Annotated in this window: 22 protein-coding genes and 1 tRNA gene; 5 read left to right on the top strand and 18 right to left on the bottom strand. The window is 60.3% G+C overall.

Features of this window, described 5'->3' with window-relative positions:
- Window positions 1-67 precede the first annotated feature (67 nt).
- Window positions 68-742, bottom strand: coding sequence for a Bax inhibitor-1/YccA family protein (locus RBH19_RS12535; RefSeq protein ID WP_306729197.1), 675 nt, complete (start codon window positions 740-742; stop codon window positions 68-70).
- Between the two features lie 282 nt (window positions 743-1,024).
- On the opposite strand from RBH19_RS12535, the gene RBH19_RS12530 reads away from it, so the two are divergent.
- Both RBH19_RS12530 and RBH19_RS12525 read left to right on the top strand, forming a co-directional pair.
- Window positions 1,025-3,244: a cyclic nucleotide-binding and patatin-like phospholipase domain-containing protein gene (locus RBH19_RS12530; RefSeq protein ID WP_306729196.1), complete on the top strand. Its 2,220-nt coding sequence runs from the start codon at window positions 1,025-1,027 to the stop codon at window positions 3,242-3,244.
- Window positions 3,245-3,347: 103 nt separating this feature from the next.
- Complete coding sequence (locus RBH19_RS12525; protein ID WP_306729195.1) at window positions 3,348-6,644, top strand: EAL domain-containing protein; 3,297 nt, start codon at window positions 3,348-3,350, stop codon at window positions 6,642-6,644.
- Window positions 6,645-6,699: 55 nt separating this feature from the next.
- Here RBH19_RS12525 and RBH19_RS12520 read toward each other — a convergent pair whose 3' ends face one another.
- Window positions 6,700-7,689 (bottom strand): sensor domain-containing diguanylate cyclase, encoded by a 990-nt coding sequence (locus tag RBH19_RS12520; RefSeq protein WP_306729194.1) that lies wholly within the window; start codon window positions 7,687-7,689, stop codon window positions 6,700-6,702.
- A 549-nt stretch (window positions 7,690-8,238) separates the two neighbouring features.
- A tRNA-Ser gene (locus RBH19_RS12515) sits at window positions 8,239-8,328 on the bottom strand.
- Window positions 8,329-8,444: 116 nt separating this feature from the next.
- Here RBH19_RS12515 and RBH19_RS12510 point away from each other — a divergent pair.
- Window positions 8,445-9,998 carry an alpha/beta hydrolase-fold protein gene (locus RBH19_RS12510; RefSeq protein ID WP_306729193.1) on the top strand — a complete coding sequence of 518 codons (1,554 nt, stop codon included), beginning with the start codon at window positions 8,445-8,447 and terminating at the stop codon, window positions 9,996-9,998.
- A 5-nt stretch (window positions 9,999-10,003) separates the two neighbouring features.
- Here the strand turns inward: RBH19_RS12510 and RBH19_RS12505 are convergent, their stop codons facing one another.
- The 9 genes from RBH19_RS12505 to RBH19_RS12465 form a co-directional block, all read right to left on the bottom strand.
- Window positions 10,004-11,695: a complex I subunit 5 family protein gene (locus tag RBH19_RS12505; protein WP_306729192.1), complete on the bottom strand. Its 1,692-nt coding sequence runs from the start codon at window positions 11,693-11,695 to the stop codon at window positions 10,004-10,006.
- Window positions 11,692-13,173 (bottom strand): proton-conducting transporter transmembrane domain-containing protein, encoded by a 1,482-nt coding sequence (locus tag RBH19_RS12500; RefSeq protein WP_306729225.1) that lies wholly within the window; start codon window positions 13,171-13,173, stop codon window positions 11,692-11,694. The genes RBH19_RS12505 and RBH19_RS12500 overlap by 4 nt, the downstream gene beginning before the upstream one ends.
- Window positions 13,173-14,651 carry a complex I subunit 5 family protein gene (locus RBH19_RS12495; RefSeq protein ID WP_306729191.1) on the bottom strand — a complete coding sequence of 493 codons (1,479 nt, stop codon included), beginning with the start codon at window positions 14,649-14,651 and terminating at the stop codon, window positions 13,173-13,175. The genes RBH19_RS12500 and RBH19_RS12495 overlap by 1 nt, the downstream gene beginning before the upstream one ends.
- Window positions 14,651-14,938: a cation:proton antiporter subunit C gene (locus RBH19_RS12490; RefSeq protein ID WP_306729190.1), complete on the bottom strand. Its 288-nt coding sequence runs from the start codon at window positions 14,936-14,938 to the stop codon at window positions 14,651-14,653. Before RBH19_RS12490 ends, RBH19_RS12495 begins: the two co-directional genes overlap by 1 nt.
- Window positions 14,935-15,897, bottom strand: coding sequence for an MnhB domain-containing protein (locus tag RBH19_RS12485; RefSeq protein ID WP_306729189.1), 963 nt, complete (start codon window positions 15,895-15,897; stop codon window positions 14,935-14,937). The genes RBH19_RS12490 and RBH19_RS12485 overlap by 4 nt, the downstream gene beginning before the upstream one ends.
- Entirely contained in the window at window positions 15,890-16,195 is a 306-nt protein-coding gene (locus RBH19_RS12480; RefSeq protein WP_306729188.1) for a monovalent cation/H(+) antiporter subunit G, read from the bottom strand. Before RBH19_RS12480 ends, RBH19_RS12485 begins: the two co-directional genes overlap by 8 nt.
- Window positions 16,192-16,476 (bottom strand): MrpF/PhaF family protein, encoded by a 285-nt coding sequence (locus RBH19_RS12475; RefSeq protein WP_306729187.1) that lies wholly within the window; start codon window positions 16,474-16,476, stop codon window positions 16,192-16,194. The genes RBH19_RS12480 and RBH19_RS12475 overlap by 4 nt, the downstream gene beginning before the upstream one ends.
- Window positions 16,473-16,964 (bottom strand): Na+/H+ antiporter subunit E, encoded by a 492-nt coding sequence (locus RBH19_RS12470; protein ID WP_306729186.1) that lies wholly within the window; start codon window positions 16,962-16,964, stop codon window positions 16,473-16,475. Before RBH19_RS12470 ends, RBH19_RS12475 begins: the two co-directional genes overlap by 4 nt.
- A 113-nt stretch (window positions 16,965-17,077) precedes the next feature.
- The gene (locus tag RBH19_RS12465; RefSeq protein ID WP_306729185.1) at window positions 17,078-19,093 is read right to left on the bottom strand and encodes an AfsR/SARP family transcriptional regulator; all 2,016 of its coding nucleotides are present in this window, start codon (window positions 19,091-19,093) and stop codon (window positions 17,078-17,080) included.
- Window positions 19,094-19,251: 158 nt separating this feature from the next.
- Between RBH19_RS12465 and RBH19_RS12460 the strand changes: the two genes are divergently transcribed.
- On the top strand, window positions 19,252-19,545 hold the full coding sequence (locus RBH19_RS12460) for a hypothetical protein (RefSeq protein WP_306729184.1): 294 nt from the start codon (window positions 19,252-19,254) through the stop codon (window positions 19,543-19,545).
- A 43-nt stretch (window positions 19,546-19,588) separates the two neighbouring features.
- On the top strand, window positions 19,589-20,224 hold the full coding sequence (locus tag RBH19_RS12455) for an inorganic pyrophosphatase (RefSeq protein ID WP_306729183.1): 636 nt from the start codon (window positions 19,589-19,591) through the stop codon (window positions 20,222-20,224).
- Window positions 20,225-20,347: 123 nt separating this feature from the next.
- Here RBH19_RS12455 and RBH19_RS12450 read toward each other — a convergent pair whose 3' ends face one another.
- From RBH19_RS12450 to sufC, 6 genes are read right to left on the bottom strand one after another with little or no spacing between them, the layout of a single operon-like run.
- Window positions 20,348-20,962, bottom strand: coding sequence for a hypothetical protein (locus RBH19_RS12450; RefSeq protein ID WP_306729182.1), 615 nt, complete (start codon window positions 20,960-20,962; stop codon window positions 20,348-20,350).
- A complete protein-coding gene (gene sufT / locus RBH19_RS12445) occupies window positions 20,963-21,511 on the bottom strand; it encodes a putative Fe-S cluster assembly protein SufT (RefSeq protein ID WP_306729181.1) in 549 nt (182 codons plus the stop codon).
- Between the two features lie 30 nt (window positions 21,512-21,541).
- Entirely contained in the window at window positions 21,542-21,985 is a 444-nt protein-coding gene (sufU, locus tag RBH19_RS12440; RefSeq protein ID WP_306729180.1) for a Fe-S cluster assembly sulfur transfer protein SufU, read from the bottom strand.
- 12 nt (window positions 21,986-21,997) lie between these two features.
- Window positions 21,998-23,248: an aminotransferase class V-fold PLP-dependent enzyme gene (locus RBH19_RS12435; protein ID WP_306729179.1), complete on the bottom strand. Its 1,251-nt coding sequence runs from the start codon at window positions 23,246-23,248 to the stop codon at window positions 21,998-22,000.
- Window positions 23,245-24,597 carry a Fe-S cluster assembly protein SufD gene (gene sufD, locus RBH19_RS12430; protein WP_306729178.1) on the bottom strand — a complete coding sequence of 451 codons (1,353 nt, stop codon included), beginning with the start codon at window positions 24,595-24,597 and terminating at the stop codon, window positions 23,245-23,247. The genes RBH19_RS12435 and sufD overlap by 4 nt, the downstream gene beginning before the upstream one ends.
- A complete protein-coding gene (gene sufC / locus RBH19_RS12425) occupies window positions 24,594-25,349 on the bottom strand; it encodes a Fe-S cluster assembly ATPase SufC (protein ID WP_306729177.1) in 756 nt (251 codons plus the stop codon). The genes sufD and sufC overlap by 4 nt, the downstream gene beginning before the upstream one ends.
- Window positions 25,350-25,360 lie beyond the last annotated feature (11 nt).

Raw genomic sequence — 25,360 nt, 5'->3', positions numbered from 1 at the left:
CCGCCTGGGACAAAAAAGCCGGCCCTCGATAAGGGCCGGCCGGGTTTCGTGCGCCTGGCCTTGCGGCTCAGTCGTTGGCAAAGCCGAGCAGGTGAAGCAGACTCAGGAACAGGTTGTAGATGCTCACGAACAGCGTGACGGTGGCCCGAATGTAGTTGGTTTCACCGCCATGGATGATACGGCTGGTTTCGAAAAGGATCAGGCCGGACATCAACAGGACGAACATGGCCGAAACCGCTAGCGACAGGCCGGGCATGGAGAAAGCCCAAGCCGCAATACCCGCCAGGAAGGCGGTCAGGATGCCGACGAACAGGAATCCGCCCATGAAGCTGAAGTCCTTGCGGCTGCTCAGGGCATAGGCGGACAGGCCCAGGAAGATCGCACCGGTACCGCCCAGCGCCATGGCCACCACCTGACCCCCATTGGGCAGGAACTGCATGTAGGCGCTGACGATCGGGCCCAGGGTGTACCCCAGGAAGCCCGTGAACAGGAACACGGAGACCAGGCCAAAGGCGCTGTCCGCGGTCTTGTGGGTCAGGAACAGCAGGCCGAAGAAGCCGGCCAGGGTAATCAGCATGCCGGGGTGGGGCAGATTCAGCATCATGGCCACACCCGCCACCATGGCGGCCCAGAGCAGCGTCATGGAGAGCAGGGCATAGGTATTCCGGAGCACCTTGTTGCTTGCCAGGGCGGATTCCTGGCGACTGATGGCTTCGTACGGGTTCTCACGGGTCGTGCGCATGATTTTTGATCTCCGATCTTCGGATGATGGGTTGCTGGCAAACGGTCAGCCCAGCCGTGTGAGGCTGGTTTACCGTCAAATCCTACCACAGACACGGTAGCCGGCGGGGTCATTGGATGCCGAATCCGGGGGATGGTTCCGGAGTTGATTTGATATTAATCAAATCAAGCACTTGCCGAACATCTGATAACATTATGCGCGAAATGGGGGGCTCCACACGGGCCGTTGTGCCCCCCAGGGCTTGCCCGCTAGATTAAGCACAGATATCACGGAGTTCACTGGATGCACCGAAGCCCTGTCACTGACGCCTTTCTGAGATCCTCCCTGTTTGCCTCCGTGGATGGGCAGGATCTGGAACAATTGGCGGAACTGGCCACCACCAGGCAGCTTGCTGCCGGTGAAACCCTGTTTCGTCAGGGGGAGCCGGCCGACGCCGTCTACGTGGTCCTGGATGGGCAGCTACAGGCCGTGGCCGAGGACGGCGATCGAGGCGATGTCCTGCTTGGCATGATCGACCCGGGTGACCCGGTGGGGGAATTGGCCCTTTTGCTCGGTGGGCAGCGCAGCGCCACCATCCGTGCAACCTCGCCGGCAACCCTCGCAAAAATACCGGCACAGAGCCTGCGTCCATGGCTGGAGCGATCGCCGGCGCTCCAGGATGCCCTGGAAGGCCTGGCGAGGGAGCGCCTGCAACGCAATCAACTCGCGGCCATAGTGCTGCGTTATTTCGGGGTTCTGGACGATGGCGCTCAGCGCGATCTGGCCGAGAACCTGGAGTGGCTGACGGTGGCGCCCGGCGAAATCCTCTTTCGCAAGGGAGATCCGGGAGACAGCCTGTACATCGTGGTCAATGGCCAGTTGTGGGCGGTCGGGGAGGATGAAGCGGGCAACGAGGTGCCGATTGCCACCCTGCGGGAACAGGATGTGGTGGGCGAGATGGGCCTGCTGTCCAATGAAGATCGGAATGCCGCTGTGGTCGCCGCGCAGCAGAGTACTCTGGTGCGGCTCTCACGAACCACCTTTGAAGCATTGGCGGCGGATCACCCGGAACTGATGCTGACCATCACCCGGGAGTTGATCGGCAAGCTGCGAAAGACCCAGCGGAGCCGTCGCGCTTCCCGTGGTGGCTCCCGCGAGATCGCCGTGGTGGCGGCCGATCCTGGAATGGACACGGATTCACTGATTCGCCAGCTTGCCCTGAAACTGCAGGCATCAGCAGCCGTGATCGGTCGGCCGGATATCAAACGCCAGCTGGGGCGCGCCGACCTGGCCGATGCCCGTGCGGGGGAGCCAGGTCACGTGGGGCTGGGCGTATGGCTGGAAGAGCAAGCCTGCGTATTCGACATGATCTTCTACCTGACCGAGCCTCTCCAGGGCGATGGTCAGGCAACACAGTGGACACGACATTGCCTCAGCCGAGCTGACGAAGTGCTCATTGTGGCCGATGCCGGGGGGCATGACGAACCGGTCAATCTGGAGCGGGCGCTGTATCGTGAACGTCAGGCAGCCACGGGTTTGCGCAAGCTCCCGCACACCCGCCTCATTCTCCTGCATGAAGGGGAGGTGCCCCTGCCGGAGCGGACGGATCGCTGGCTGCGTCAACGCTCTCCCGAAGGGTATTACCACTTGCGTCGAAAGTCGCAGAGCGACCTGGAACGGATCGCACGGATTCTGGAAAACCGCGCCGTGGGCCTGTTGCTGGGCGGTCAGGGCCCGGGCAGCATCGCCCACCTGGGCGCATTGCAGGCACTCGAGGAACAGGGTGTGGTGATTGATTATCTGGCCGGTAGCGGCACAGCTACTCTGGTGGCCGCCCTGCGCGCCAGTGGCCGATCCGTGGATGAAATGAAAACCGCTCTCGATTGGCAGCGACTGGATGATCGGCAGAAAATCCCTGCGCTCTGCCGTGATCTGTTCGCTGACATGCGTATCGAGGATCTCTGGCAACCATTCAGTTGTGCCAGTACCAATCTCTCCCGCCAGGCAGTCCAGATTCATCGTCAGGGAATGCTTGAGCAGGCCGTCATGGCCGCCATGGCCGTTCCAGGGGTGCACAAGCCGGTTGCCATGGGCAATGAGCTGCACGTCAACAGCGGTAACCTGCTTTCAGGTCCGGATGAGTTCCTGAGACGCCATTCACGCCATTGCATTTCCATCGACAGCATCTCGTCAACCGGTGTAATGCCTGAGGACCTTGCCCGCCCCGACGGGTCGGGATCTGCGGAACAGTCACTGTGGTCCCGTTTCTTCGGTCGCCGTGATGAGGCCGGTCAGCGGAAGAAGGAGCATGCCAGGCTGATCGAAACCGTCATGGCCGGTGGAAGCCGGGCAATCCAACAGCTTCGCGGCAACATGGATCTGAGCATAGTGCTTTCGGTCGCGTCCGGAAAAGGGGAGGCCGTCGTGGACACCGATGCCCTGATCACACAGGGCTATCGACAGACCATGTCCCGCATTGGTGACCTGGATCTCCTCCCGGGTACCGGCCGTGCATTGAGCTGACACGGCCTGTCACATTCGTTGGCGATCGCTTCATGGGGCCCGGGCCACCCGCCATTCCATATTCCGGTCACGGGTGCATGCTGATAGAGTCTGGAGGTGCCTGATGGCAGGTTTCTGGCAGGGGGGCGGGGCATTGCCGGACAAGTGGACATTTTCTGTGGACCGAATTCTGCTGTTGCTGGTTGCACCTGCCTATGTCCTGTTGGCGTGGCTCTCCCTTCAGGTGCCAGGGCCGGTGGAGGGGCTTGCTCCAGCCTACCTTGCTTCTGGTCTCGCCCTGTGTGCGGTTCTCGTCCTCGGCGCCAGAGCGCTACCCGCGGTATTCGCCGGCGCGCTGCTGGTTGTCACTCTGATTCCCGAAGGCATTCAGGTGGTCGGTGCGGTACGGGTATTGCTGGTGACTGCCGGCATTACCATGCAGGCGTGGATGGGTGCCTGGCTTGCTCGCCGACTTCTGCGATTTCCGCATCCCCTGGACAGTGCCGGCAGCATCCTGGTTTTTCTGCTTTTGGTCATTCCATTATCCTCATTGGTGAGCGCCAGCATTGCCGTCACCGTTCTGAATGAATTCAATTCGATCCAGTCCTTCCCCGTCTGGGCGGTCTGGCTGCAATGGAGTCTTGGTGACGCCCTCGGAATGCTGATCATGAGTCCGATCCTGCTGGTACTGTTCGGGAAGCCCGGCCACGTCTGGCGACCAAGATGGCCAATGGTTGCCATACCGATGCTTGCCGCGGCAATACTTACTCTGTTGTTGTTCCGACAGATCGACGTGACGGAAAACAGTCGCCTGGCAACGAGCTTTGAGCGTGAAGTGGATACACTGACGTTTCAGCTCGAGCGTCGCCTGGAAGCGCAGGTCGAGATTCTTATGGCGCTGGAGCGCTTTGTCGCCCTTGATCCGGAATTGAGTGCGGACAGATTTCGACAGTTCAGCACGCTGTTTCTCGAGCGCCATCCTGGCTCACAGAACCTGACCTTCAATCCTCGTGTCCTTGCAGCGGAACGGGAAGCCTTTGAACACATGGCAAGCGCGATCCATGGAGATGACTTCACCATTCTTGCGCGGGATGAAACAAGTCCGGATCGGACTCGGTCGGCCGACACGGCCAGAGAGCATTTCCCGATTCTTTTCGTCGAACCGGTGCGCGACAACCGATCGGTGATCGGCCTTGATCCATTGACCATCCCGGCACCTCGGGCAGCGATCGAGGCAAGTCGTCGTCAACGGCTTCCCCAGGCAAGTGAAGCATTCACCCTTACCCAGGAGCCCGGTGAGCAGAGGGGCGTGGTTGTCTATTACGCGATTCATTCAAATGATCCGTCGCAGGCGGGGCAGGATGAATCCGTGCTGGGTCTGGTGACGGGCGCGTTTCGCATGGGCGATGTCATCAGTACAGTGCTTGATGACCTTGCTTCAGCCGGAATGGGCTTCTGTCTGCTTGATCGTGATGCGCTTCCCGGTAATCGTCGCCTTGTGGGGCCTGCTCAATGCGACCAGGCCAGTTGGAACAATGTCAATCGTCATGCCAGTCGCGAGCTGACGTTTGCCGGTCGCCGATGGCGAGCTGTTTTCATGGATCATGAAGGTTTCTACTCTCGCTCCAGCCAATGGCCGTTCTGGACTACCGGGTTGTTGAGCCTGCTGGTGATCAGCAGCCTGGGTGGTTTTCTCTTGATGGTGAGTGGACAGACCAGGCGAGTGGAAAACCTGGTTGGTCGGCGAACCCGGGAGTTGGCCTCGGTGACCCATGCCTTGTCGCAAGCGCAACGCATCGCACAAATGGGCAGCTGGGAACTGGATCTGTCCAGCAATGAACTTCAGTACTCAGACAGCCTCCCGGCCGTGTTGGCACTGGACACTTCGAGCAAGGCGACTCTCGAAGACCTTGTTCTGGCCTTGCACCCGGATGATCGGCCCCATCTGCGCGAAGTCCTGCACGAAGTCCAGCTATCACCGGCGTCAAGACAGCTGGAATGCCGTCTCTCCAGGGATCATTCACGTTATATCCGTTTGATCATGGAGTGCGACTGGTCCGGTGATCGGCCCTATCGACTTCGCGGAACAGCGCAGGATGTGAGTGAGTCACGGGAGCATGCAAGAGAAATCGAACGCCTGGCTCACTACGATTCACTCACGGAGCTTCCCAATCGCTTCCTGTGGATGGTTTGCGCCGAATCCGCACTCAAGTCGGCTTCCCGTTACGGGCATCAGATGGCGGTTTTGTTCATGGATCTGGATCAATTCAAGACCATCAATGACTCTCTCGGTCATGCGGTGGGCGACGAACTGCTGATAAAGCTGTCCACTCGGTTCACTGCCTGCCTCCGGGAGGAGGATGTGCTGGCCCGAATGGGTGGGGACGAATTCGTTGTCCTTCTTCCGCGAATCCGCAATGGCACGGATGCCGCCGTTGTGGCTGAGAAATTATTGAACTCTCTGGATCGGCCTGTTGATGTCAGCGGCCACGAGCTGAAGCTCTCTGTCAGTATTGGCATTGCCCGTTACCCCGACGATGGGAGTGACGTGGCGACGCTGATCCAGCATGCGGATACCGCCATGTATCAGGCCAAGGAGGCAGGCCGCGATAACCTGAAGTTCTTCGAATCGCGCATGAACGAGGAGGCGCGGGAACGTCTTTATCTGGAAAGCGGTATTCGGAGGGCTCTTGATAGGCGTGAATTCATTCTGCACTACCAGCCGCAGGTTGACGTACGGTCGGGGCGCGTTGTCGGTGCGGAAGCACTGGTGCGCTGGAATCATCCGGACAAGGGGTTGCTGATGCCGGGAACTTTCATTCCCGCCGCCGAGCGATCCGGACTTGTGGTGCCGTTGGGCAAACAGGTCTTTCGTTCGGCCTGCATTCAGCAGGTGCGCTGGCACGAGGCTGGGTGGCAGGATCTCGATGTTTCCATAAACATTTCAGCACTACAGTTCGAGCGGCCCGATTTTCTGGGTTTCATTCGTGAGATCCTGCTGGAAACAGGGACTGACCCCACCCATTTGAAGCTGGAGCTGACGGAAAGTGCGTTGATGGAGCTGTCCGAAGAGTTGGTGGATCGTCTCAGAACCATTCGTGATCTGGGCCTGACCCTGTCGCTGGATGATTTCGGCACCGGCTATTCCAGCCTCTCCTATCTGAAGCGCCTGCCAATCACGCAGATCAAGCTGGACCGCTCATTCGTGATGGATCTGCCGGACGATCCGGAAGACGCCGCCATCGCGGAGACGGCCATCAACATGGCCGGCAATCTTGGCCTGGATGTTATTGCCGAAGGCGTAGAAACCGAAGCGCAAAAAGAGTTCCTGCTCGAGCGAGGTTGCCATTACATGCAGGGCTTTCTGTTTCATCGACCAGCCCCTGCAGAGGCGCTGATGATACTGCAAGAACTGGACTGATGATTTCCCCGTTCAGGTCGTCGGGTTGGGAATATCCGACTACTCCAGCGCCATCTCAAGGTGATTTCTTTCTGCTCTCCTTGACAGACATCAGGTCCCGATCGGCCCGTTCGATGATCGACTCGAGCTTGCCATCACTGGGTTTCAATTGGGCGAGACCAATACTGATAGTCTGACCGCATTGTTTCCGAACAGTGTCCTGAAGACGGCCTGAAATCACCCTGGCGCCGGTGATGTCGGTCTCCGGCATGAGAACCAGGAATTCATCGCCACCATACCGCCCCAGTATGTCCGGACGTCTCATGGCCTTGCGAAGGCAGGTGGCCAGGGCTCTTAGGGTCCGGTCACCCTCATTGTGACCATGCTGATCATTGATCGCCTTGAACTTGTCAATATCAATGAGTGCGAGCGTGAAGGGCATGTCATAACGTCGGGCCCTTTCCATTTCCAGACGGGCAATCTCTGTAAGATGGCGTCGATTGTAGCAATCCGTGAGGAAGTCCCTGGTTGCTTGATGTTTGAGTTCGGCATTGGCCTTTTCCAGTTCCCGGGTTCGCTCGGCCACCCGTTCTTCCAGAATGCGATTTTGCGCTTCCACTTCCTGGCGGGCGCGAATCACTTCCGTAATATTTTTCGAGATGCCAAACAGATGGTGGACGCGGCCATTCATGTCGCTGATCGGAACCAGGAGAGTTAGCCAATGGCCCTCCTGTCTCATGCCTTGTTCATCCACGAAGTAGCCACATTCCTCATAGCGGTAAGGTTCGCCAGTGGCGACACAATGGCGGTAGCGCTGGATGACGGGTTCCGCCGCATCTCTGGGAAGAATGGCGTCGATTCTCTGGCCGGTGATATCGGTGGATTTTCCGAGCGTTTTCTCGTGGGCCGGGTTGATGGCTTCGACAATGAACTCATCCGGGCCGTCCACCCGGATGATGAACATGTGTTCGGGAAAGTTATCCCAGAGGCTGAGGAGCAGACGCAGTCCGTCGCGGCCTCGGAGCAGGCCGATGCCCTTGTCATCAGTGCGTTGCGACTGTTCCATCCGCGCATCGCCTGGCCATTGGCCTTGATTTCAATATCGTACAGTTTAACCCTGCTTTCCAGTTTCACACTGTGGATGGTGGCAGATTGGGGACGAGTGGTCGAACTGAGAGAACGCGGGTTCGAATGGGGCTTCGAAATGACGAAGGGGCCACCTGATGCCAGGCGGCCCCTTCGATATATGGCGGAGAGGGTGGGATTGTTCGGCGCATCCCTGCGCCTCATCCTCCACTGCGTTCCGGACTCGGGACTTTGTCCCTCGCGATGGATTGCTCCCGGCAATCCATTGTCCGGCGCATCCCTGCGCCTCATCCTCCACTGCGTTCCGGGCTCGGGACTTTGTCCCTCGCGATGGATTGCTCCCGGCAATCCATTGTCCGGCGCATCCCTGCGCCTCATCCTCCACTACGTTCCGGACTCGGAACTTTGTCCCTCGCGATGGATTGCTCCCGGCAATCCGTTCAAACCCGATTGTTGATGGACCGTGGGTTCGAATACGACTTCGAAGAAAAAACGGGGCCGTCTTTTTGTGACGGCCCCGATCCAGATATGGCGGAGAGGGTGGGATTCGAACCCACGGTCCCCGTGAAGGGACGCCGGTTTTCAAGACCGGTGCATTCAACCGCTCTGCCACCTCTCCAAATGGTGTGGTCTCGCCAAGTCGGATTTTCTGGCCGGCGTCTGGGCAGACGCGGGTTGAAAGGATAACATGATCCGCTGTCGATTTTGCAGCACTGACTTCAGGGAGATGTAGGCATGAAGGCAAGGCAGTTGTGGTGGTTGCTGGTGTTGGTCGCCCTTTTGGGCTTGACCGCTTGTGAACGGGAGGCGCCACCGGAGGCCTGGGCCACGGTTCACGGGCCGGATCGGCTGCCCGAGGATTTTGCCCGGGAAGGCCGGCTCTTCGTGGTTTTCGCGCCGGAGGGCGCGGAGGTGCCGCATGTCCACATGGGGTTCCCGCCGTGGTCCGATTCGGATCCCTTCTTTGCCATGGATGTGGATGGCTGGCGTGGTGAACAGCCCCTCCGGCTGATGCCCGGCATGACAGGCTTTCCGCGTGAAAGCCTGGACGGGGTGCCACCCGGCCGCTACCAGCTGCAGGCAATCTACAAGACCGACTTCTTCTTTCACCAGCCGGTTGCCGAGGGCAGCTGGGTGTCGGAACCGCTCGAGGTGGAGTGGCCGGAGGATCGCGGGAAAATTGAACTGCGACTGGGCGAGTTGCTTCCGGATGAATTGCCGGCCGATCGCCCGAATCTGCGTTTCGTTCGCATTCGAAGTGAATTGTTGAGTGAGTTCTGGGGTGAGGATATTCACCTCCGGGCTGCGGTAATCCTCCCGAGTGATTGGGAAGACAGCGATGCCCGCTACCCGGTTCGCTACAATATCGGCGGTTACGGCTCCCGCTATACCCGGGCACTGGGGCTGATGGAAGCGGGCAGCGATTTTCGCAATGACTGGTACGACCCCGCCAATCCGAAATTTCTGATGGTATTGCTGGATGGAACCGGCCCTTTCGGTGATCCCTACCAGATCAATTCCCGCAACAGCGGGCCCTGGGGTGACGCGGTGGTTGAGGAACTCATTCCCCACATCGAATCCAAGTTCCGTGCCATTGCCGAGCCCGAGGCGCGTTTCCTGGATGGTGGTTCCACCGGTGGCTGGGCATCGCTCGCCATGCAGATCTTCTACCCGGAAACCTTCAACGGTGCGTGGTCCTTCTGTGCCGATAGCCCGGATTTTCGCCGTTTCCAGCTCATTGATCTGTATGAAGACGACAATGCCTATTACAACCGCCACGGCTATCTGATTCCATCCAAGCGATCCATTGAAGGGGACCCGGAGTTCTCCATCAAGGCTGAAATTGCCATGGAGCGGGTCATGGGCCGGGGTGACACCTTCCTGACCGGTGGTGAGCAATGGGGAGCCTGGCATGCCCTGTACGGGCCCCGCGGTGACGATGGTCTGCCGGTTCCCGCCTGGGATGAGCACACCGGTGAGATTGACCCGGAGGTGGTGGCGTACTGGAAGGACTATGACCTCAGGCTGTACCTGAAGGAGAACTGGCCTGAGATCGGAGAGGATCTCGTTGGCAAGCTCAATATCTGGATGGGGGATATGGACGACTACTACCTGAACCCGGGTATGTATCGTTTCGCCGAATTGATGGCTGAATTATCCGACCCCGATCCGGAAGCCCGCTTTACCTGGGGGCGCTTGCAAGGCCACTGCTGGATTCCCCTTAGCCACGCGGAAATCTTCCGTCAGATGGCCGAGCGCCTGGAGGCTTCCGGGGCCGGCGGTGATTGATCGCCCTAAAGGGTGACCGCCAGAAGCAGAAGGCCAAGCCCGGACATCAGGACCAGGAGACTGGTGGCCATTCGGGACAGGGCCTGTTCCGAATGGCCCATCATCCGCTCCCACGTCTCCAGCAGTGGTGACAAGCCGTCTTTAAGGCTTCCGAAGCCGGGCAGCAAACCGGGTGCTCGCGACCATGACAGCCGTATGTTGATGAGATCCCCGGGCGGGATGTTCGGTCGCCAGCGTTCACCGTTCAGCCTCCAGGCCGCTGTCGCCAGCATCAGGCCGGCCACCACCGGCAGCAATGTCTCAAGCAGGTAGTCCGGACGAAACGGCGCGGTCGTGGAAAGAGGGGCAAGGCCAGCAAAGCCATGGGTGGCAACCCACGGCACTGTCAGACCAGCGAGCAGAAGGAGCAACCAGGGTATGGCCGCCGGCACGCCGTCCCTGTCACTGGCCGCTTCATTGCCTGATTGCCAGAGCAGCACAAGAAAACGGGTCAGCAGCAGTGTCGTGGCAACAGAGCTGATCAGCAGCAGAGGCTCCAGGCCGGTGAGGAAGTCCGGCCAGTGTGATTTCAGATTGACCTTGGCCAGTGCGCCACTGCTGAGCGGGGCGCCTGCCAGAGCGATGGCGGGCAGCCAGACCAGTCGTCGGGCGAGAACAGGCCTTTCAGTGGCCATGTCCACACTCAGAAAGAGCGCGGTCTTGGCCAGGCCGTGATGGAGGGCGAAAAGGGTCACGGCCGCCAGCAATGCCGGCGCAATCGCAGGATCCATCAGCGCTGCGCCGATACCTGCGGAAATCAGGCCCATCTGGCTGATGCTTGAGTAGGCCAGTACCGTCTTCATGCGGGTCTGGGTCAAGCCAATCACCACGCCGAAAAAGGCACTTACCAGGCCGATTGCCAGCAGGGATGCGCCCAGCAGGGCAAATCCATCGACCTCAAACGGCAGAAAGCGTATACAACCCATCAGCCCGGCCTTGAGAATGACACCGCTCAGCACTGCACTGGCCGGAACGGGGGCCTGCGGATGGGCCAGTGGCAGCCACATATGCAGTGGCACCATACCCATCTTCACGGCGAAACCGGCTGCAAACAGGCCGGCCACCAGCAAGGGCTGTTGCAGTTGTGCGATGGCATCGGGTTGCTGGTCGAAAGCGATGTTGCCCATGCTGCTGCCGAGCAGAAACAGGCCGGCAAGTATGAAGGCTTCACCCAGAAGTGCCATGGCCAGATAGATGCGGCCCGCTCGGTAGTCGTCGGGCCGACGGTAGAAGATGATCAGGCCGTAGGCGGAGACACTCATCATGGCGTAGGCGGCATAGAAACTGGCGGCGTCCAGGGTGATGAACACACAGAGATTGCCGGTCCACGTCAGGAGCCAGAACAGAAAGAAACGCGGCTGATCCTTGTCGGGGATGCGTGAACGGGCATGCAGGCCGGCCAGCGTCCAGGCAAGGCTAGCCAGAATCAGCAAGGGGGCGGCAAGGTCGTCAACACCCACCCTTGCGCCCAGCAGCAACCAGGGGAACTCTACAACCTCGCCGTAAAGGAAGAGCAGGGCCAGGCCGCTGAGAGGAATCCAGGCGGAAAGACGGCAAGCTCGAGCCTGAAGGGGCCGAACATACAATGCCGCCGCGACCGCCAATGGCAGGCACGGAAGCAGCAGGGCAAACAGTTGTGTGACTGACGGGAGCATCATCCGTAGAACCTGTCCACAATGAGTGTGGTCCACTGCAGTGGACTCAAGGGCATGCCGGCGAGTATCCCGGAACCAAGCGCGAGTGCCGCAGTGAACAGGGCAGGCCAAAGCAGGCCGGGACTGGCCTCGGCAATTCCCGTGCCCCGTTGCGCCGGATCCGGCTCGTCAAACCACGCCCGTTTGAGTACCGGCAGAAAGTAGGCGGCATTCAGCAAAGTGCTGGCGACCAATACCGGAATGACCCAGTACTGCCCGGCAGCAATGCCACCCAGACCCAGATACCATTTGCTGAGGAAACCGGCGATGGGCGGGATGCCGATCATCCCCAGGGCCGCCACGGTAAAGGCGAGCATGGTCCACGGCATTCGTCGGCCAATGCCGTTCATGTCCGCGACCGTCTTCACTCCGTGAGTCTCGGCCACGTTTCCGGCACAGAAGAACAGCGTGATCTTCATCAGGCCCTGATGAACAAGGTGCACCAGTCCGCCAATGGTTGCCAGCGGGCCACCGATACCGACGCCCAGGACGATGTAGGAAACCTGGCTCACCGTGGAATAGGCCAGTCGTCGCTTGAGGTCCTGCTGGCGCAGAGCCTGGATTGAGCCATAGAGAATGGTGAAGGCGGCGAGCCCGGCGATGAGATGATTCAGGCCGAGCAGGGCGGTGAGGTCCAGGCCGTACACGTCATAAACCAGCCGCACGATACCGAATGCACCCGCTTTCACGACCGCCACCGCATGCAACAGGGCACTGACCGGCGCCGGTGCAACCATGGCCCGCGGCAACCAGATATGCAGTGGCACAATGGCCGCCTTCACCGCGAAGCCGCTGAAAAGCAGGATGAATACACCCGTCAGTATTGCCGGAGGTGTGTCGAGGGTGTGGAGAAAGCCACCTGGCTGGAACACCGTGGTTCCAGCCAGGGACTGAACGGCGATGATGCCGAGCAGAAGAAGGCCGCCGCCACCCAGGGTGAACAGCAAATATAGGGCACCTGAGCGAAGCGCATCACGAGTGCCGCGGTGAACGACCAGTGGCCAGGTGGCGAGCGTCAGTAATTCGTAGAAAAGGAAGAAGGTGAACAGGTTGCCGGCAGTCGCCACGCCCATGGTGGCGGCGACACAGAGACTGAAGAAACCGAAAAAGCGGGCATGATTGGGAGAGCCCTTGAGATAGGCAATGGCATAGATTGTGGTCACCAGCCAGAGGATTGCCGACAATGTGCTCAGCAGCATGGTCAGGGCATCGGCATGCAGCTGTAACTCGACGCCGGGCAGCAACGTGAGATGAAAGGAAAACACATCCCCGCGCGCCACTCCCCAGAGCATGATCGACACCAGTACGATCTTGACCCCCGCTGCCAGCAGATTGATCACGATTCGGCTTCGGTACCATGGCTCACCAAGCACCAGGATGATAACGGCGGCAAGCAGGGAGCTCAGCACCACCCACAGGGGCATGGCGGCGTAGACATCCATCATGGCTGCCCTCCCAGTGGAGAACCGGCCTCGATGAACGGCGCCAGCAGGTTACCCGTCACGCCGAGGGCAATGGCGGCCAGGGCCAGCAGAACGGGTGGCCACACCAGCCATCGGGAAAGCGTTGTGCCGGCATGGTGACGCGGCGTATGGGAATAGGGATCTTGCGCGTGGAAGGCATGGGCCAGAATGCGGAAAATATAGAGTGCTGCCATGAGGCCGCCGGTGGAAATGACCGCCGCCCACCACCATTGACCGCTTTGCAGCGCACTCTGGATCATCCACCATTTGGCGATGAAACCACCGCTGGGCGGCAAGCCGGCAATGGCCACCCCGGCCAGTCCGATGGCCATGATGTTCTTGGACAATATGCGGTCACATCCGGCCAGGGATTCCAGGCGATCGTTTCCGATGGCCATGATCAGGTTGCCAGCTGCCAGAAACAGGGCAGCCTTGGCCAGGCCATGACTCAATGCATGATAGATCACGCCATTCCAGGCCATGAGTGTCGCCAGTGGAATCAGCAGGAGCAGATAGCCAAGCTGTGCCACGGTGGAATAGGCGATCACGAGCTTGAGACGGGTTTGCCGCAGGGCCTGGAAGGAAGCGAAGAAAATCCCGGCAGCCCCCACAGCACCCATGGCCTGAGCCATTGGCAGGTTCCACGCCTGCTCAAACGGGCCCATCCAGAGTCGAATGAGCAGATAGGCCCCGGCCTTGGCGACGATGGCGGAGAGCAGCGCGCTGGCCGGTGATGGGGCCGTGGAATGAGCCCTGGGCAGCCAGCCATGGACAGGGAAGAGCGCGGCCTTCATTGCCGTGCCGGCGGTCATCAACAAAAGAGCGGCGGTGGCGACCGATCCGTTGATGGATCGCGCGCTGATTTCAGGCAGGGACAGAAAGCCGCTGTATGCGTAAGTCAGCGCGACACCCAGGAGAAACAGGATCGAGCCGACCAGGGCATACAGGAGGTAGCGCATGGCCGCCTCCATGGCCTGCCGCCCTCGACTGAGTATGACCAGGGGTACGGCGGCCAGTGTGGTGATCTCGAGGGTGACATAGAGATTGAAGAGGTCACCGGACAGAAACAGGGCATTGAGCCCTGACCACAGAAAGAACCAGAGCCAGCGAAACTCGATGTCGGCGGACAGGCTGTTGCTTCGCAGCCAGCCGGCGGAATAGACCTGAATTGAAAGGGAGAGAATGGCCGTTAACCAGAGCATGGCCAGGGTGAGTCCGTCCACGTACAGTGGAATACCCAGTCCCCCGCCATGGCCCCCGAGATCAATGTGCAGATGCCCCTGTTCCAGCACGGTGCCGCTGAGCGGAACAAGCAGCAGGAGCAAGCCCAGACTGAGCGCGATCCCCAAGGCGTCCGCCAGCCCCCGAGCGCCTAGCGCGAAGGCCAGCATGCCTGTCAGCAGTGGCGCGAATACCAGCAACGTGAGAATCAGCGTCTGCAGGCCCTCACCGTCCATCAGTGATCCTCTCCATCATTGCTGGATGCATGAAAGTAGCGAATGAGAGCCAGGGCAAAGGCCGTCAGACTCACCGAGATCACGATTCCGGTCAGCACCATCGCTTGTGGAATCGGGTCAACCCCGCCGGGATTGCTCGCCGAGATCAGAATTAGAAACAGAAATACCGCTGTGGCCATGATGTTTGCCGACAGCAGCCGGTGAATCAGGCTCGTTCGTGTCAGCACGCCGTAGAAGCCAAGAGAAAAGAGTGATGCCGCAGTGAAGACAAATAGCGTGGTGTTCATTGGCGCCGCTCCAGTGTCATCCCCGGGCTGGCGGAAAACATCAGAATCAGTGTGGTGGCAATGGAAACGGTCAGCGCAAATTCGATGGCGAGAACGATTTCATAGGCCAGCACGTCCGGATACGTCAGCGGGGCATCCGACCAGAACAGCGCGAGTACGGCAAACAGGCTGAACAGACCCAGGCCGATGATGAGCATGAATCGCAGTATCGGAGCAGTGTCATTGCAGGGCTGCAGCCGCCCCGTGAGGCGGTACATGACACCCAGGGCTGCCAGCAGTGCACCGGCCTGGAAGGCACCACCGGGTGAGTGGCTGCCGGCCCAGAACAGGTACAGCCCGGTTGCCAGCATCAAGGGTGTGACGGCCCGAAGAAGTGGCGCCACCATGGGCGGATCCTGCTCTCTTGGTGGATGCAGGGGCGGGAGCGTCATCTGATGCAGCAGAATACGCGCACCAATGATTGCCAGAAGCAGGACCACCATCTCCAGCAGGGTGTCATAGGCACGGTAATCCAGTAGAACCGACGTCACTGGATTGCCAAGAAAATGATCCGGCTGAACCTGTGTCACGGTATCCGGAACCGGGCCGGCCCGCCCCGGCAAATCGTGCATCAGCCAGGTCAGGGTCAGGGCCAGCGTGCCGCAGAAGATCGCCGCCATGACGCGAAATAGCTTGCCGACCGGGCCTTCCTGGTCCAGCTCAATGCTTTGACGGCGCTGGGAGTAGGCGGCCTTGCAGGCATTGAGCAGCAGGGCACCGGTCAGGCCTGCGCCAATGGCGGCTTCCGCCAATGCCAGGTCCGGTGATTCCAGCCGTGCCCAGGCGGCCGCCATCAACAGGCCGAAGATCATGAACATGACGGTGGCGCGAAACTGGCCGCTTGAGGTGACGGCACTCCAGCCCAGACCAAGAAGGCCCAGGCAAAGCAGTGTATCGAAGAGAAGGCCGGCATCAATCATGCCCGGCCTCCGGATACTCCTTTCGGGCATGATGACGCCGGGCGATGAGGAAGGCCGACAGGGTCGAGGACAGCACGGCCATCATCCAGATGAAAAGCAGCAGAACAATGCCGGCCAGCGTGGCGTCATGAATGGCCAGACCCAGACAGATCAGCCCAAGACCCAGGTTGTCAGCCTTGGTGAGTGCGTGCAGACGGCTGAGTGTGTCGGGGAACCGCAGTAGCCCGACCGTGCCGGCCAGAAAGAAAAAGCAGCCCAGCAGCAGAATGGCGATTGCCAGTAGCTCGTCAAGATTCACGGTTTCTCGTTCCTGTTCGTGGGCTTGAGTCGCGGTGGGAGTTGTACGAATGCGATGCTGCCGATGGTGGCCAACATCACGAAGACCAGGGCCACGATCACCAGTGCCGGCATGGCCTGGGCATAGGCCAGCAGCAACATGGTGGCAACGGTGGTGGTGCCGAACAGCAGCATGGAAAGCATGCGATCAGCCGGTGTTGGCCCCAGATGGACGCGTAGCAGACCTACCACCAGGTTGGCCATCAGGAACACTGCCATGCCGGTGAGGAGGTTCTGCATCATCTGGCTTCACTGCCCTTGTGTACATGTTCCGGCCGAAAAATGTCGATCGCTAGCGCTTCCAGCGACTCCACCTGCCCGTGAACATCGCCAGCGATGCTGTGTACGGTCAGGTGATCATCTTCCACGGCGACGGAAAGCGTTCCGGGCATCAGGCTCAAGGCACCGATGACGACGGTTCTTGCCGAGGGGTTCGCGGTCTTGAAGCGGTGGGTAAAGAGGGCATTGTCGATGTTTTTGCCGGGTGACAGGGCGCGCCAGGCGACATCCAGTCCCCCAAGAAAGGATCGCGAGACAAACCAGGCCGAAAAGCGGAGCAGGCCGGCAAGGGAAAGCCGCTCCGGATCCTGATGCAATAGCCTGTTAGTGACGAGCAACGCGCACAGAACGGCCGCGGTGCCGAACAGCCAGCCCTGATTGCCACTCAGGCCGAACCAGAGCAGCATGAGCACGGCTGCGAGAGGGATGTTGGCCGCAATGCGATCGAACATCATCGGTCCCTGTCTCTGGAGAAAGGCTACCCGCCGGTCACCGGGTCGGATACTACATGGTAACCAGCCAGCTCGACCGATCCAAGCAGGCAGCGTTCAAGGTAATCGCTTTATCAATCGTAGCCGGGGGCCGGGACAACTTCGTGCCAGGGTTTCTCCGCTGCCCAGCTTTCACGTGCCAGGTTGACGATCTCCGCAATGTCTTCGGCGGGAATGGCATTGATGTCACCAATCTCACGCTCATTGAAATGGTAGACATACAATCGTGAGGCGAACTGTCGAAAGGGCAGTGAGGATTCACCCGGAATTTCACCATGCCCCTCGGTTGAGGTCACCACACCCATGCCCCAGTCCTGGCGACTCTCATTATTCGGGTTGAAGAAATAGACGCGCATTTCACCCTGCTGATCCATTGCCACGCGCTGGATGGCAATGGCGTGCCAGCCGATGAAGCTGCCAAAGGAATCCGTGGCAACGATTCCGGCGGGTTGCGGATAGATCAATTCCGCTCCGCCATTGAACAGGGGGTGATAGGTGGCGTGGAATTGCCGAATGAAGCCTTCAAAGTCGATCACTGCGCCAGTGCTGTACTGGATGCAGCTGGCAAAGCCGCGATGAACCCACCAGCCGTGGAACTCGGGATTGATCCAGCGGTGACCATCTTCACCCCGCCCCATGATGCGGCGCCCCATCTCCCAGTAAATCTTGTCCAGGTGGGGCACCAGCAGCAGGGAGACCATGTCCAGCTCGGTGTGCAAGTCCTCGATCAGGCCTTCGGTCAGTTCGCTGGATCGGATAAGCGCGCCTTCGAAATGCATGTCGATTTCCCCGTCACGGGCGGCCCACATGATGAGTTCCAGGAGATAACCGGGGTCACATTGGGCCCAGAGACTGATGGCGCGGGCGGACTGGCAGGTGGGGTTGTTGCCCTGTCCGAGGCCCAGTGGCTGCCCCAGCACGCTGATGACACCGGCCATCAGCAGGCTGTGGCCGGAGATGCTGCTGTCGGCACCGGATTCACGGTGCAGGGTGGCCGAGATCTCCTCGCTGGGATCCAGGCGAGTCAGACGCCACAGGGCCGGCGCGATGGGCGGGAAGAAGAGTATGCCCCGGTTAAGCAGGCAATGCAGGCCATACACCGCCTGACTGGTCTGGCCGCCAATGGCATCCGCGATCAGACGTCGGCAGAGATCTTCATAGGCATCCAGGCTGTCACGGCCCACATTGTCCAGCCAGAGCAGGGTAGCGAGCTCGTCCAGAGGCGCACCGGCCATCTGCCGAAGCAGTTCACCGTGCGCCGGGCACGCCAGACCACTGCTGGCAAGGCTGGTGCCCAGACGCTCCAGATTCGCCAGACGCTCGTCCGATGCCGCGGACAGGACGGATTCCGCCCAGGAAGCGGCATCGCGTCGCGCCAGCTCATCCGGCCCACGCCAGGCATCCACCATGCGCTGCGCACGCCGTCGCAGGCCTTCATCGCCAATTTCGCCGAGTCGTGCTTCGATCCGCTCGAGCATGTGGCGGACCGGGCCCACGTCGATGGGACGTTGCTTGAGAATCTTCTCGCATTCGTCCACCAGGGTGGCCATGACACCGGCATCACCCAGTCGTTGCATGAGAAAATTAATATGGGCGCTGGCGGCCTCCCTTTGACTGTCCTGCCGTTCCCTGGACGCCTCGGAAAAATCCGAAAGCGTCAACTGGATGTTCAAGGCGAGAACACGTTCGAGAAAGGCGCGTGCGGTGTCCGGCTCCAGTCCCGGCATGTCGTGGGTATGTTCTGCCACAGCGAGCAGTCTGAGTTCACTGAGGCATTCCAGGGCGATGGTGCGCATTGGCCCGGTGAGGGAGCCTCGCACCAGTTCGGCCTGCAGGCGCTCCGGATACTGCCAGTCGGTACCATAAAAGACCCCGGCCTCATGGAAGCGGGGTGCCAGCTCATGGAGGATATCCAGGCCACCGGGCTGTCTGATCAAGCGAGCGGCGGCATCCAGAACCTGAATCTGATGATTGGCCTTGGCAAAATCCCGGGCGGCGGCCAGGCGTTCCAGTGCCGATGTGAAGCGTTCCCGTGCCCGGTTCAGCAGCTCGGTATCGATGTCAGCGGGGCCCTTCTGCTGTCTGTGCATGGCCGCGCCCTCCTGTCGCCAGCTCGGCGGAATGCTGCGTGAGGCCTTACGATAACCCAGAGCGACCGCATCAGCCAGTCAGTGTCGCCGTGGTGAAAGACTCGCCCGCCCGGGCCCGCTCAGGTAGAATGGGCGTCCGACAAGAGCTGGGGGCCGCCATGCGGCAGCCGATGCATCAGAATCCGTTGCTCCGCGTCCTCGCTGCGGCGGGCGCCGTCCTGCTGGCGGTCCTGGCCGTTCTTGTGGGTGCAATCACCTTGATGGCCTTTCTCGGCCTGGCTGTGATGGCGTTTATCGTCTTCCAGCTCCGGCTGTGGTGGATTCGTCGCCGAATTGCCCGGACACAACGTCAAAGGCGCCGGGCGGGGCAGGCATCCGGCTCCCGGAAGCGGGCTTCAGGTTCTAACGGCCGCGTGATCGAAGGCGAATACCGCCACCACGACGACAAATAGCTCACAGCGTTTTCAGATCCATTCGTTTTCAGGGGTTTTTAAAATGTCTGCAAAGAAATTTTCGCAGTTCCGCGCCCATCCCTGGCACGGAATCGAAGCCGGGCCGGATCTTCCGGGCACGGTCAATGTGTTCATCGAAATTACGCCCAACGATCCCATCAAGTATGAGATCGACAAGGACACGGGATACCTGGTGGTTGACCGTGTTCAGAGAACGTCCTCCCTGCCGCCGGCGGTCTACGGCCTGGTGCCCCGTACCTATTGCGGCAGTCGTGTGGCGGCCCTGACCGGTGACGGCCTGGAAGGGGACGGTGATCCGCTGGATGTGGTGATCTTCAGCGAGCGCCCCATCGGCCAGGCGGATGTACTGGCGGAAGCCAAGGTGGTCGGCGGCCTCTGCACCGTGGACAAGGGCGAAGCCGACGACAAGATCGTGGCCGTGCTGCCCAGTGACCGGGTATATGGCGGGATTGCCGATATTTCCGAATTGCCGGAAGTGTTCGTCGAGCGTCTGCGCCATTATTTCGAGACCTACAAGTGGCTGCCCGGCATGGACAAGTCGCCCTGCGTGGTGAACAGTGTCTATGGCCGTGAACAGGCGCTCAAGGTCGTGGAAGCGGCGATTGCCGATTACGAAGAGCTGGTGGGCGGAAGCGAAGTGAAAGCCGCTAATCAGTAGATCGACGCCGGCTCGACGAAGCATTGAAAAAGCCCGGGGATTACCCGGGCTTTTTTGGTTGTTCGCGGAAAAACGGGGGGCGGCAAGCGGTTTGGGGGTGCCCGCTTGGTGGGCCCTTTACCTTCAGCCTTCGCAGAGCAGGCGTGAGGACTCGTAGGCCCTGGAGATCTTTGCGGTGTCGAAGATGACGTAGTCACGGGAGTCACGGTCCTGGAGGCGCAGTGAATCACCTTCCCGCAAGACCTTGTCCAGTGTGGGCTTGACCAGTGGAGAAGTGGTCAGGTCACTGGCCGGGCGGAGGAAAAAACCGTCCGCGAAGAGACCCAGGAATTCACCTTCCAGTGTCCGGCCGCTGAGCCGATCCCATTTCAGCTGGCCGTCGTTGCCGGGTCTGAAGGCCATCTCGATTTCAACGCCATTCTTCCGGAACGAGGCGCGCCCATGCAGGGTGCCGCCACTTTCCTCAATGACGATGAAACCATGAGGGGAGGGGATGGAGCGAAAGGCAGGATTTCGAAAGGCTCGGGGATCCAGCTCACGGACGGCTGCCGGCAGAGCCATGGACTCGTCAGCCATGGTCGTTTCATTGAAGAGCATGCCATCCACATAGGTCTTGTCCGAACAGACCGTAATGACGTGCAGGGGCTGCTTCAGCTCCAGCGCGATCGCCGAATCGAGAAAAAACAGTGGCGATAGCAGGGCCGTCAGCCACAATCGGATGGGTCGTTTCGCCTTCATTCAGAGCATGCCGGTCTGGAGTTTCGCCTCATCGGTCATCATGTCCCGATGCCACGGCGGGTCAAATGTCAGGTCCACACGCGCCTGATCCACCTGGGGGATGCGTTCAAGCTTGATCTTCACGTCCTGTGCAATGACGTCGCCCATCCCGCAACCCGGTGCGGTCAGCGTCATCAGAACGTCCACATGATAACGCTTGTTGCCGATGGGCGTCAGATTGCATTCATAGACCAGGCCGAGATCAACGATATTGATCGGGATCTCCGGGTCGAAACAGCTCTTCATCCGCTCCCAGCAATAAGCCTCCACTTCCTCTTCGGAGGCATCATCGTCCATGTCCGGCTCCGGCTCGGGTTCAATGCCGAGTGCATCGGCGTCAAACCCCTCGATGCGAGCCATGTTGCCGGAGACATAGACCGTATAACTGCCGCCCAGCGCCTGAGCGATCACCACTTCCGTGTGCTCGGGAATGACCACCCGGCTTCCCGAGGGAATGAGCGTTGCCTCGCAGTCGCGTGTCAGCGCTATCGGGTCTCCGCGTGTATACATAAGCCGCCTCTCCGTCCTGTCCGCGCTTGTCTATTCCGTGGTGGCGATATCTTCGCCATGCAGGGCTGCGTGAAGTGTATGCCAGCTCAATGTGGCGCATTTCACCCGGGAGGGGTACTCCTTCACACCTTCCAGGGCCGCCAGCTTCCCGAGTTTTTCGGTATCGGCACCCTCACCCTTGCCAGTGAGCAGATCGTGCATCTGCCCGAAGAGATCTTCCGCTTCGGCCGCCGGCTTGCCCTTGAGGCGTTCGGTCAGGAGTGATGCCGAAGCCATGGAGATGGCGCAGCCGGAACCTTCGAAAGCCACATCCTGGATGATGCCATCCTCGATCACCACGTACAGTTTCAGTTTGTCGCCGCACAGCGGGTTATAGCCCTCGCTGACCCGGGTCGGGTTCTCGATGCGCCGAAAGTTCCGGGGCCGTCGATTATGGTCAACGATGATTTCGTGATACAGGTCTTTGAGATCCATTGATTGACTGCCTCAACCCAGAATATTCTTTGCCTTCTGCAGCGCAGTGGCCAGAGTGTCGATTTCTTCCTTTGTGTTGTAGAAGGCCATGGAGGCTCGGGCCGTTGCCACCAGGCCCAGCTTTTCCATCAGTGGCATGGCGCAGTGATGCCCGGCACGGATAGCCACGCCTTCACTGTCCAGGATCGTACCCAGATCGTGAGGGTGCACACCCTCGACCACGAAGGACACAACGGCCGCCTTTTTCTCCGACGTGCCGATGATGCGGATGCCGCCAAGGTCATTCAGTGCCTCTGTGGCGTGTGAAAGAAGTTCATCCTCACGGGCGGCAATGGCCTCGATGCCGACCGATTCGATGTAATCGGCCGCCGCCGCGAGGCCGATCGCGCCGGCAATGTTGGGAGTGCCGGCCTCGAACTTGTGGGGCACGTCGTTCCAGATGCTGCGATCAATGCTCACCATTTTGATCATCTCGCCACCGCCCTGCCACGGCGGCATTTCCTCCAGCAGCTCACGGCGTGCCCAGAGGGCACCGATGCCGGTGGGGCCGTACATCTTGTGGCCGGAGAAGGCGTAGAAATCACAGCCCAGGGCCTGCACATCCACGGCCAGATGGGGAGTGGCCTGGGCACCGTCCACCAGAACCGGCACGCCATGGGCGTGTGCCCGTTGAATCAGGTGAGACAAGGGGTTGATGGTGCCAAGGGCGTTGGAAACATGTCCCACGGCAAACAGTCGTGGCCGACGGGCAATGGCCGCCTCGAAGCTGTCCAGGTCCAGCTCACCGGCCTCGTTGACTTCGACAGCCCGCAGGGTGGCACCGGTTTGCTCGCAGACCAGCTGCCAGGGCACGATGTTTGAATGATGTTCAAGCTCGGTGATGAGCACTTCATCGCCAGGCTGCAGACGCGGCCGTGCCCAGCTCTGGGCCACCAGATTGATGGCCTCGGTCGTGCCCCGCAGGAAGACGACTTCCTCGTTGTGGGCCGCATTCAGGAAGCCGGCGATGCGCTCACGGGCCGATTCGTAGGCTGCGGTGGCCCGTTCTGCCAGGGTATGTACACCCCGGTGGATGTTGGCATTGTCCTGGCGATAGTAGCGCTCGACTGCCTCGATGACCGCACGGGGTTTCTGCGAGGTGGCGGCGTTGTCCAGATAGCACAGGGGCTTGTCGCCCACCGTCTGATGCAGGATCGGGAAATCCCGACGCAATGCCGCCACATCCAGCGACAATGCCTTCAGCTTGTTTGCGGCCGTGTTCATTCTTCCAGTGCCTCCAGATCCGCCAGACGACCTTCGCCGGAGACGCGATTGACGATCAGGCCACTCAGCCAGTCACGGATCTCGGCGATGTCCATGCGCTCCACCACCGACTCGGCAAAGGCATAGGTCAGCAGATCTCGCGCCTTGTCGGCATCGATGCCGCGGGAGCGCAGGTAGAAGAGGGCATGTTCATCAAGTTGCCCGATGGTGGCACCGTGACTGCAGGCCACGTCATCCGCGTAGATCTCCAGTTCCGGCTTGGTATCCACTTCCGCCAGCTTGCTCAGCAGCAGATTGTCGTTCTTCTGGCCGGCATCGATCTTCTGGGCATGCTTGTGCACGACGACACGGCCGTTGAAAACGGCCCGGCCACGACCATCGAGAACGCCCTTGTAGGTTTCGTCGCTGTTGGTGTGGGGTGCGGCGTGATCCACGCAGGTGTGATTGTCCACATGCTGCCGATCGGAAACCAGATAAAGGCCATTCAGAATGGCCTCCGCGCCCTGTTCGGCCAGGCGGGCATTGATGTCATGCCGCACCAGCGCGCCACCCAGGTTGACGTTGTGGCTGACATAGCGGCTGTCCCGCGCCTGATGGACGTGAATGCCGCCGATATGAAAGCCGGCGCTGGATTCCCGTTGCAGCAGGTAGTGATCCAGGCGTGCCTGGGCAGAAAGGGCGACTTCACTGACCACGTTGTTGAAGTTGGCCGCACCGTCCAGACCCACATGGTGTTCCAGTACGGTGGCTTCGCTGCCCTGGGCCATCTGGATCAGGATCCGGGGATGGAAGACGAAGGCCTCGTCGCCGGGAACGGACAGAAACAGCAGTTCAATGGGCGTCTTGCACTGCACGTTCGCGGCAATCTCCAGAACCGCACCGTCGGCCACGAAGGCATTGTTCAGCGCGGTAAACGGGGTGTAGTCCAGGCCCGATTGCCGGCTCAGGCGGGTCGCCAGCGCTTCACTGTCGTTCTCCATGACTTCCGCCAGGGAACGCAGGCTCACCCCATCAGGCAAGCCGTCGAGATCGGACAGTTCACTCTGGTAGCGACCGTTGACGAAGACCAGGCGAGCGGCATCCAGGCCCGGGACCCGGGACTGTTCCATCACCTCCCGGCTCACGGCGGGGGCCGGGTGGGTGGTCCCCAGGGCAAATTGACCCTCGGTGATCGGTCTTACACTGGTGTACTTCCAGTCCTCATCCTTCTGGGTGGGCAGGCCCTGTTCACGGAAACGCTCGAGGGCATCCCGACGCAGGGTCGACAGCCAGCCCTGACCGGGCAGGGTGCCCACCGCCCGGTCGAACTGGGTCAGGAAGTTATAGCGTGCGGTGTCCTCGCCACTCATGCCGATGCCGCCTCCTTCTGGATGCCTTCGTAACCGTCCCGCTCCAGTTCCAGCGCCAGGTTCTTGTCGCCGGTCTTGATGATGCGTCCACCGGAAAGCACGTGCACCTTGTCGGGTTCCACATAGTTCAGCAGGCGCTGATAGTGGGTCACCATCACGAAAGCCCGCTTGGGATCCCGCATCTGGTTGATGCCTTCGGCCACCACCTTGAGGGCATCGATGTCCAGGCCGGAATCGGTTTCATCCAGAATGGCCAGGGTGGGTTCGAGTACCTGCATCTGGAAGATCTCATTGCGCTTCTTTTCACCGCCGGAGAAGCCTTCATTGACGCTGCGGCGAATGAAGCTTTCGTCCATGCCCATGCGCTTCATCTTTTCCTTCACTAGCATCAGGAAATCCGCCGAATCGATCGGCTCTTCCCCGCGATGCTCGCGAATGGCATTGAGAGCGGCCTTGAGCAGATAGACGTTGTTCACGCCCGGGATTTCCACCGGGTACTGAAAGGCCAGGAACACCCCCTCATGGGCCCGTTCCTCCGGCTCCATCTCCAGCAGGTCCTTGCCGTTCCAGGTAGCGCTGCCTTCGATGACTTCATAATCACCCCGGCCGGCGAGAATGTGGGCCAGGGTGCTCTTGCCCGAGCCGTTGGGCCCCATGATGGCGTGCACTTCCCCCGGCTTCACTTCCAGGTTCAGCCCGCGCAGGATTTCCTTGCCTTCCACATTGACCTTGAGGTTTTCAATCTTGAGCATGATTCGTTACC

The organism is Natronospira bacteriovora (assembly GCF_030848495.1).
GTDB lineage: Bacteria > Pseudomonadota > Gammaproteobacteria > Natronospirales > Natronospiraceae > Natronospira > Natronospira bacteriovora.
This window is presented reverse-complemented; position numbering and strand designations above follow the sequence as displayed.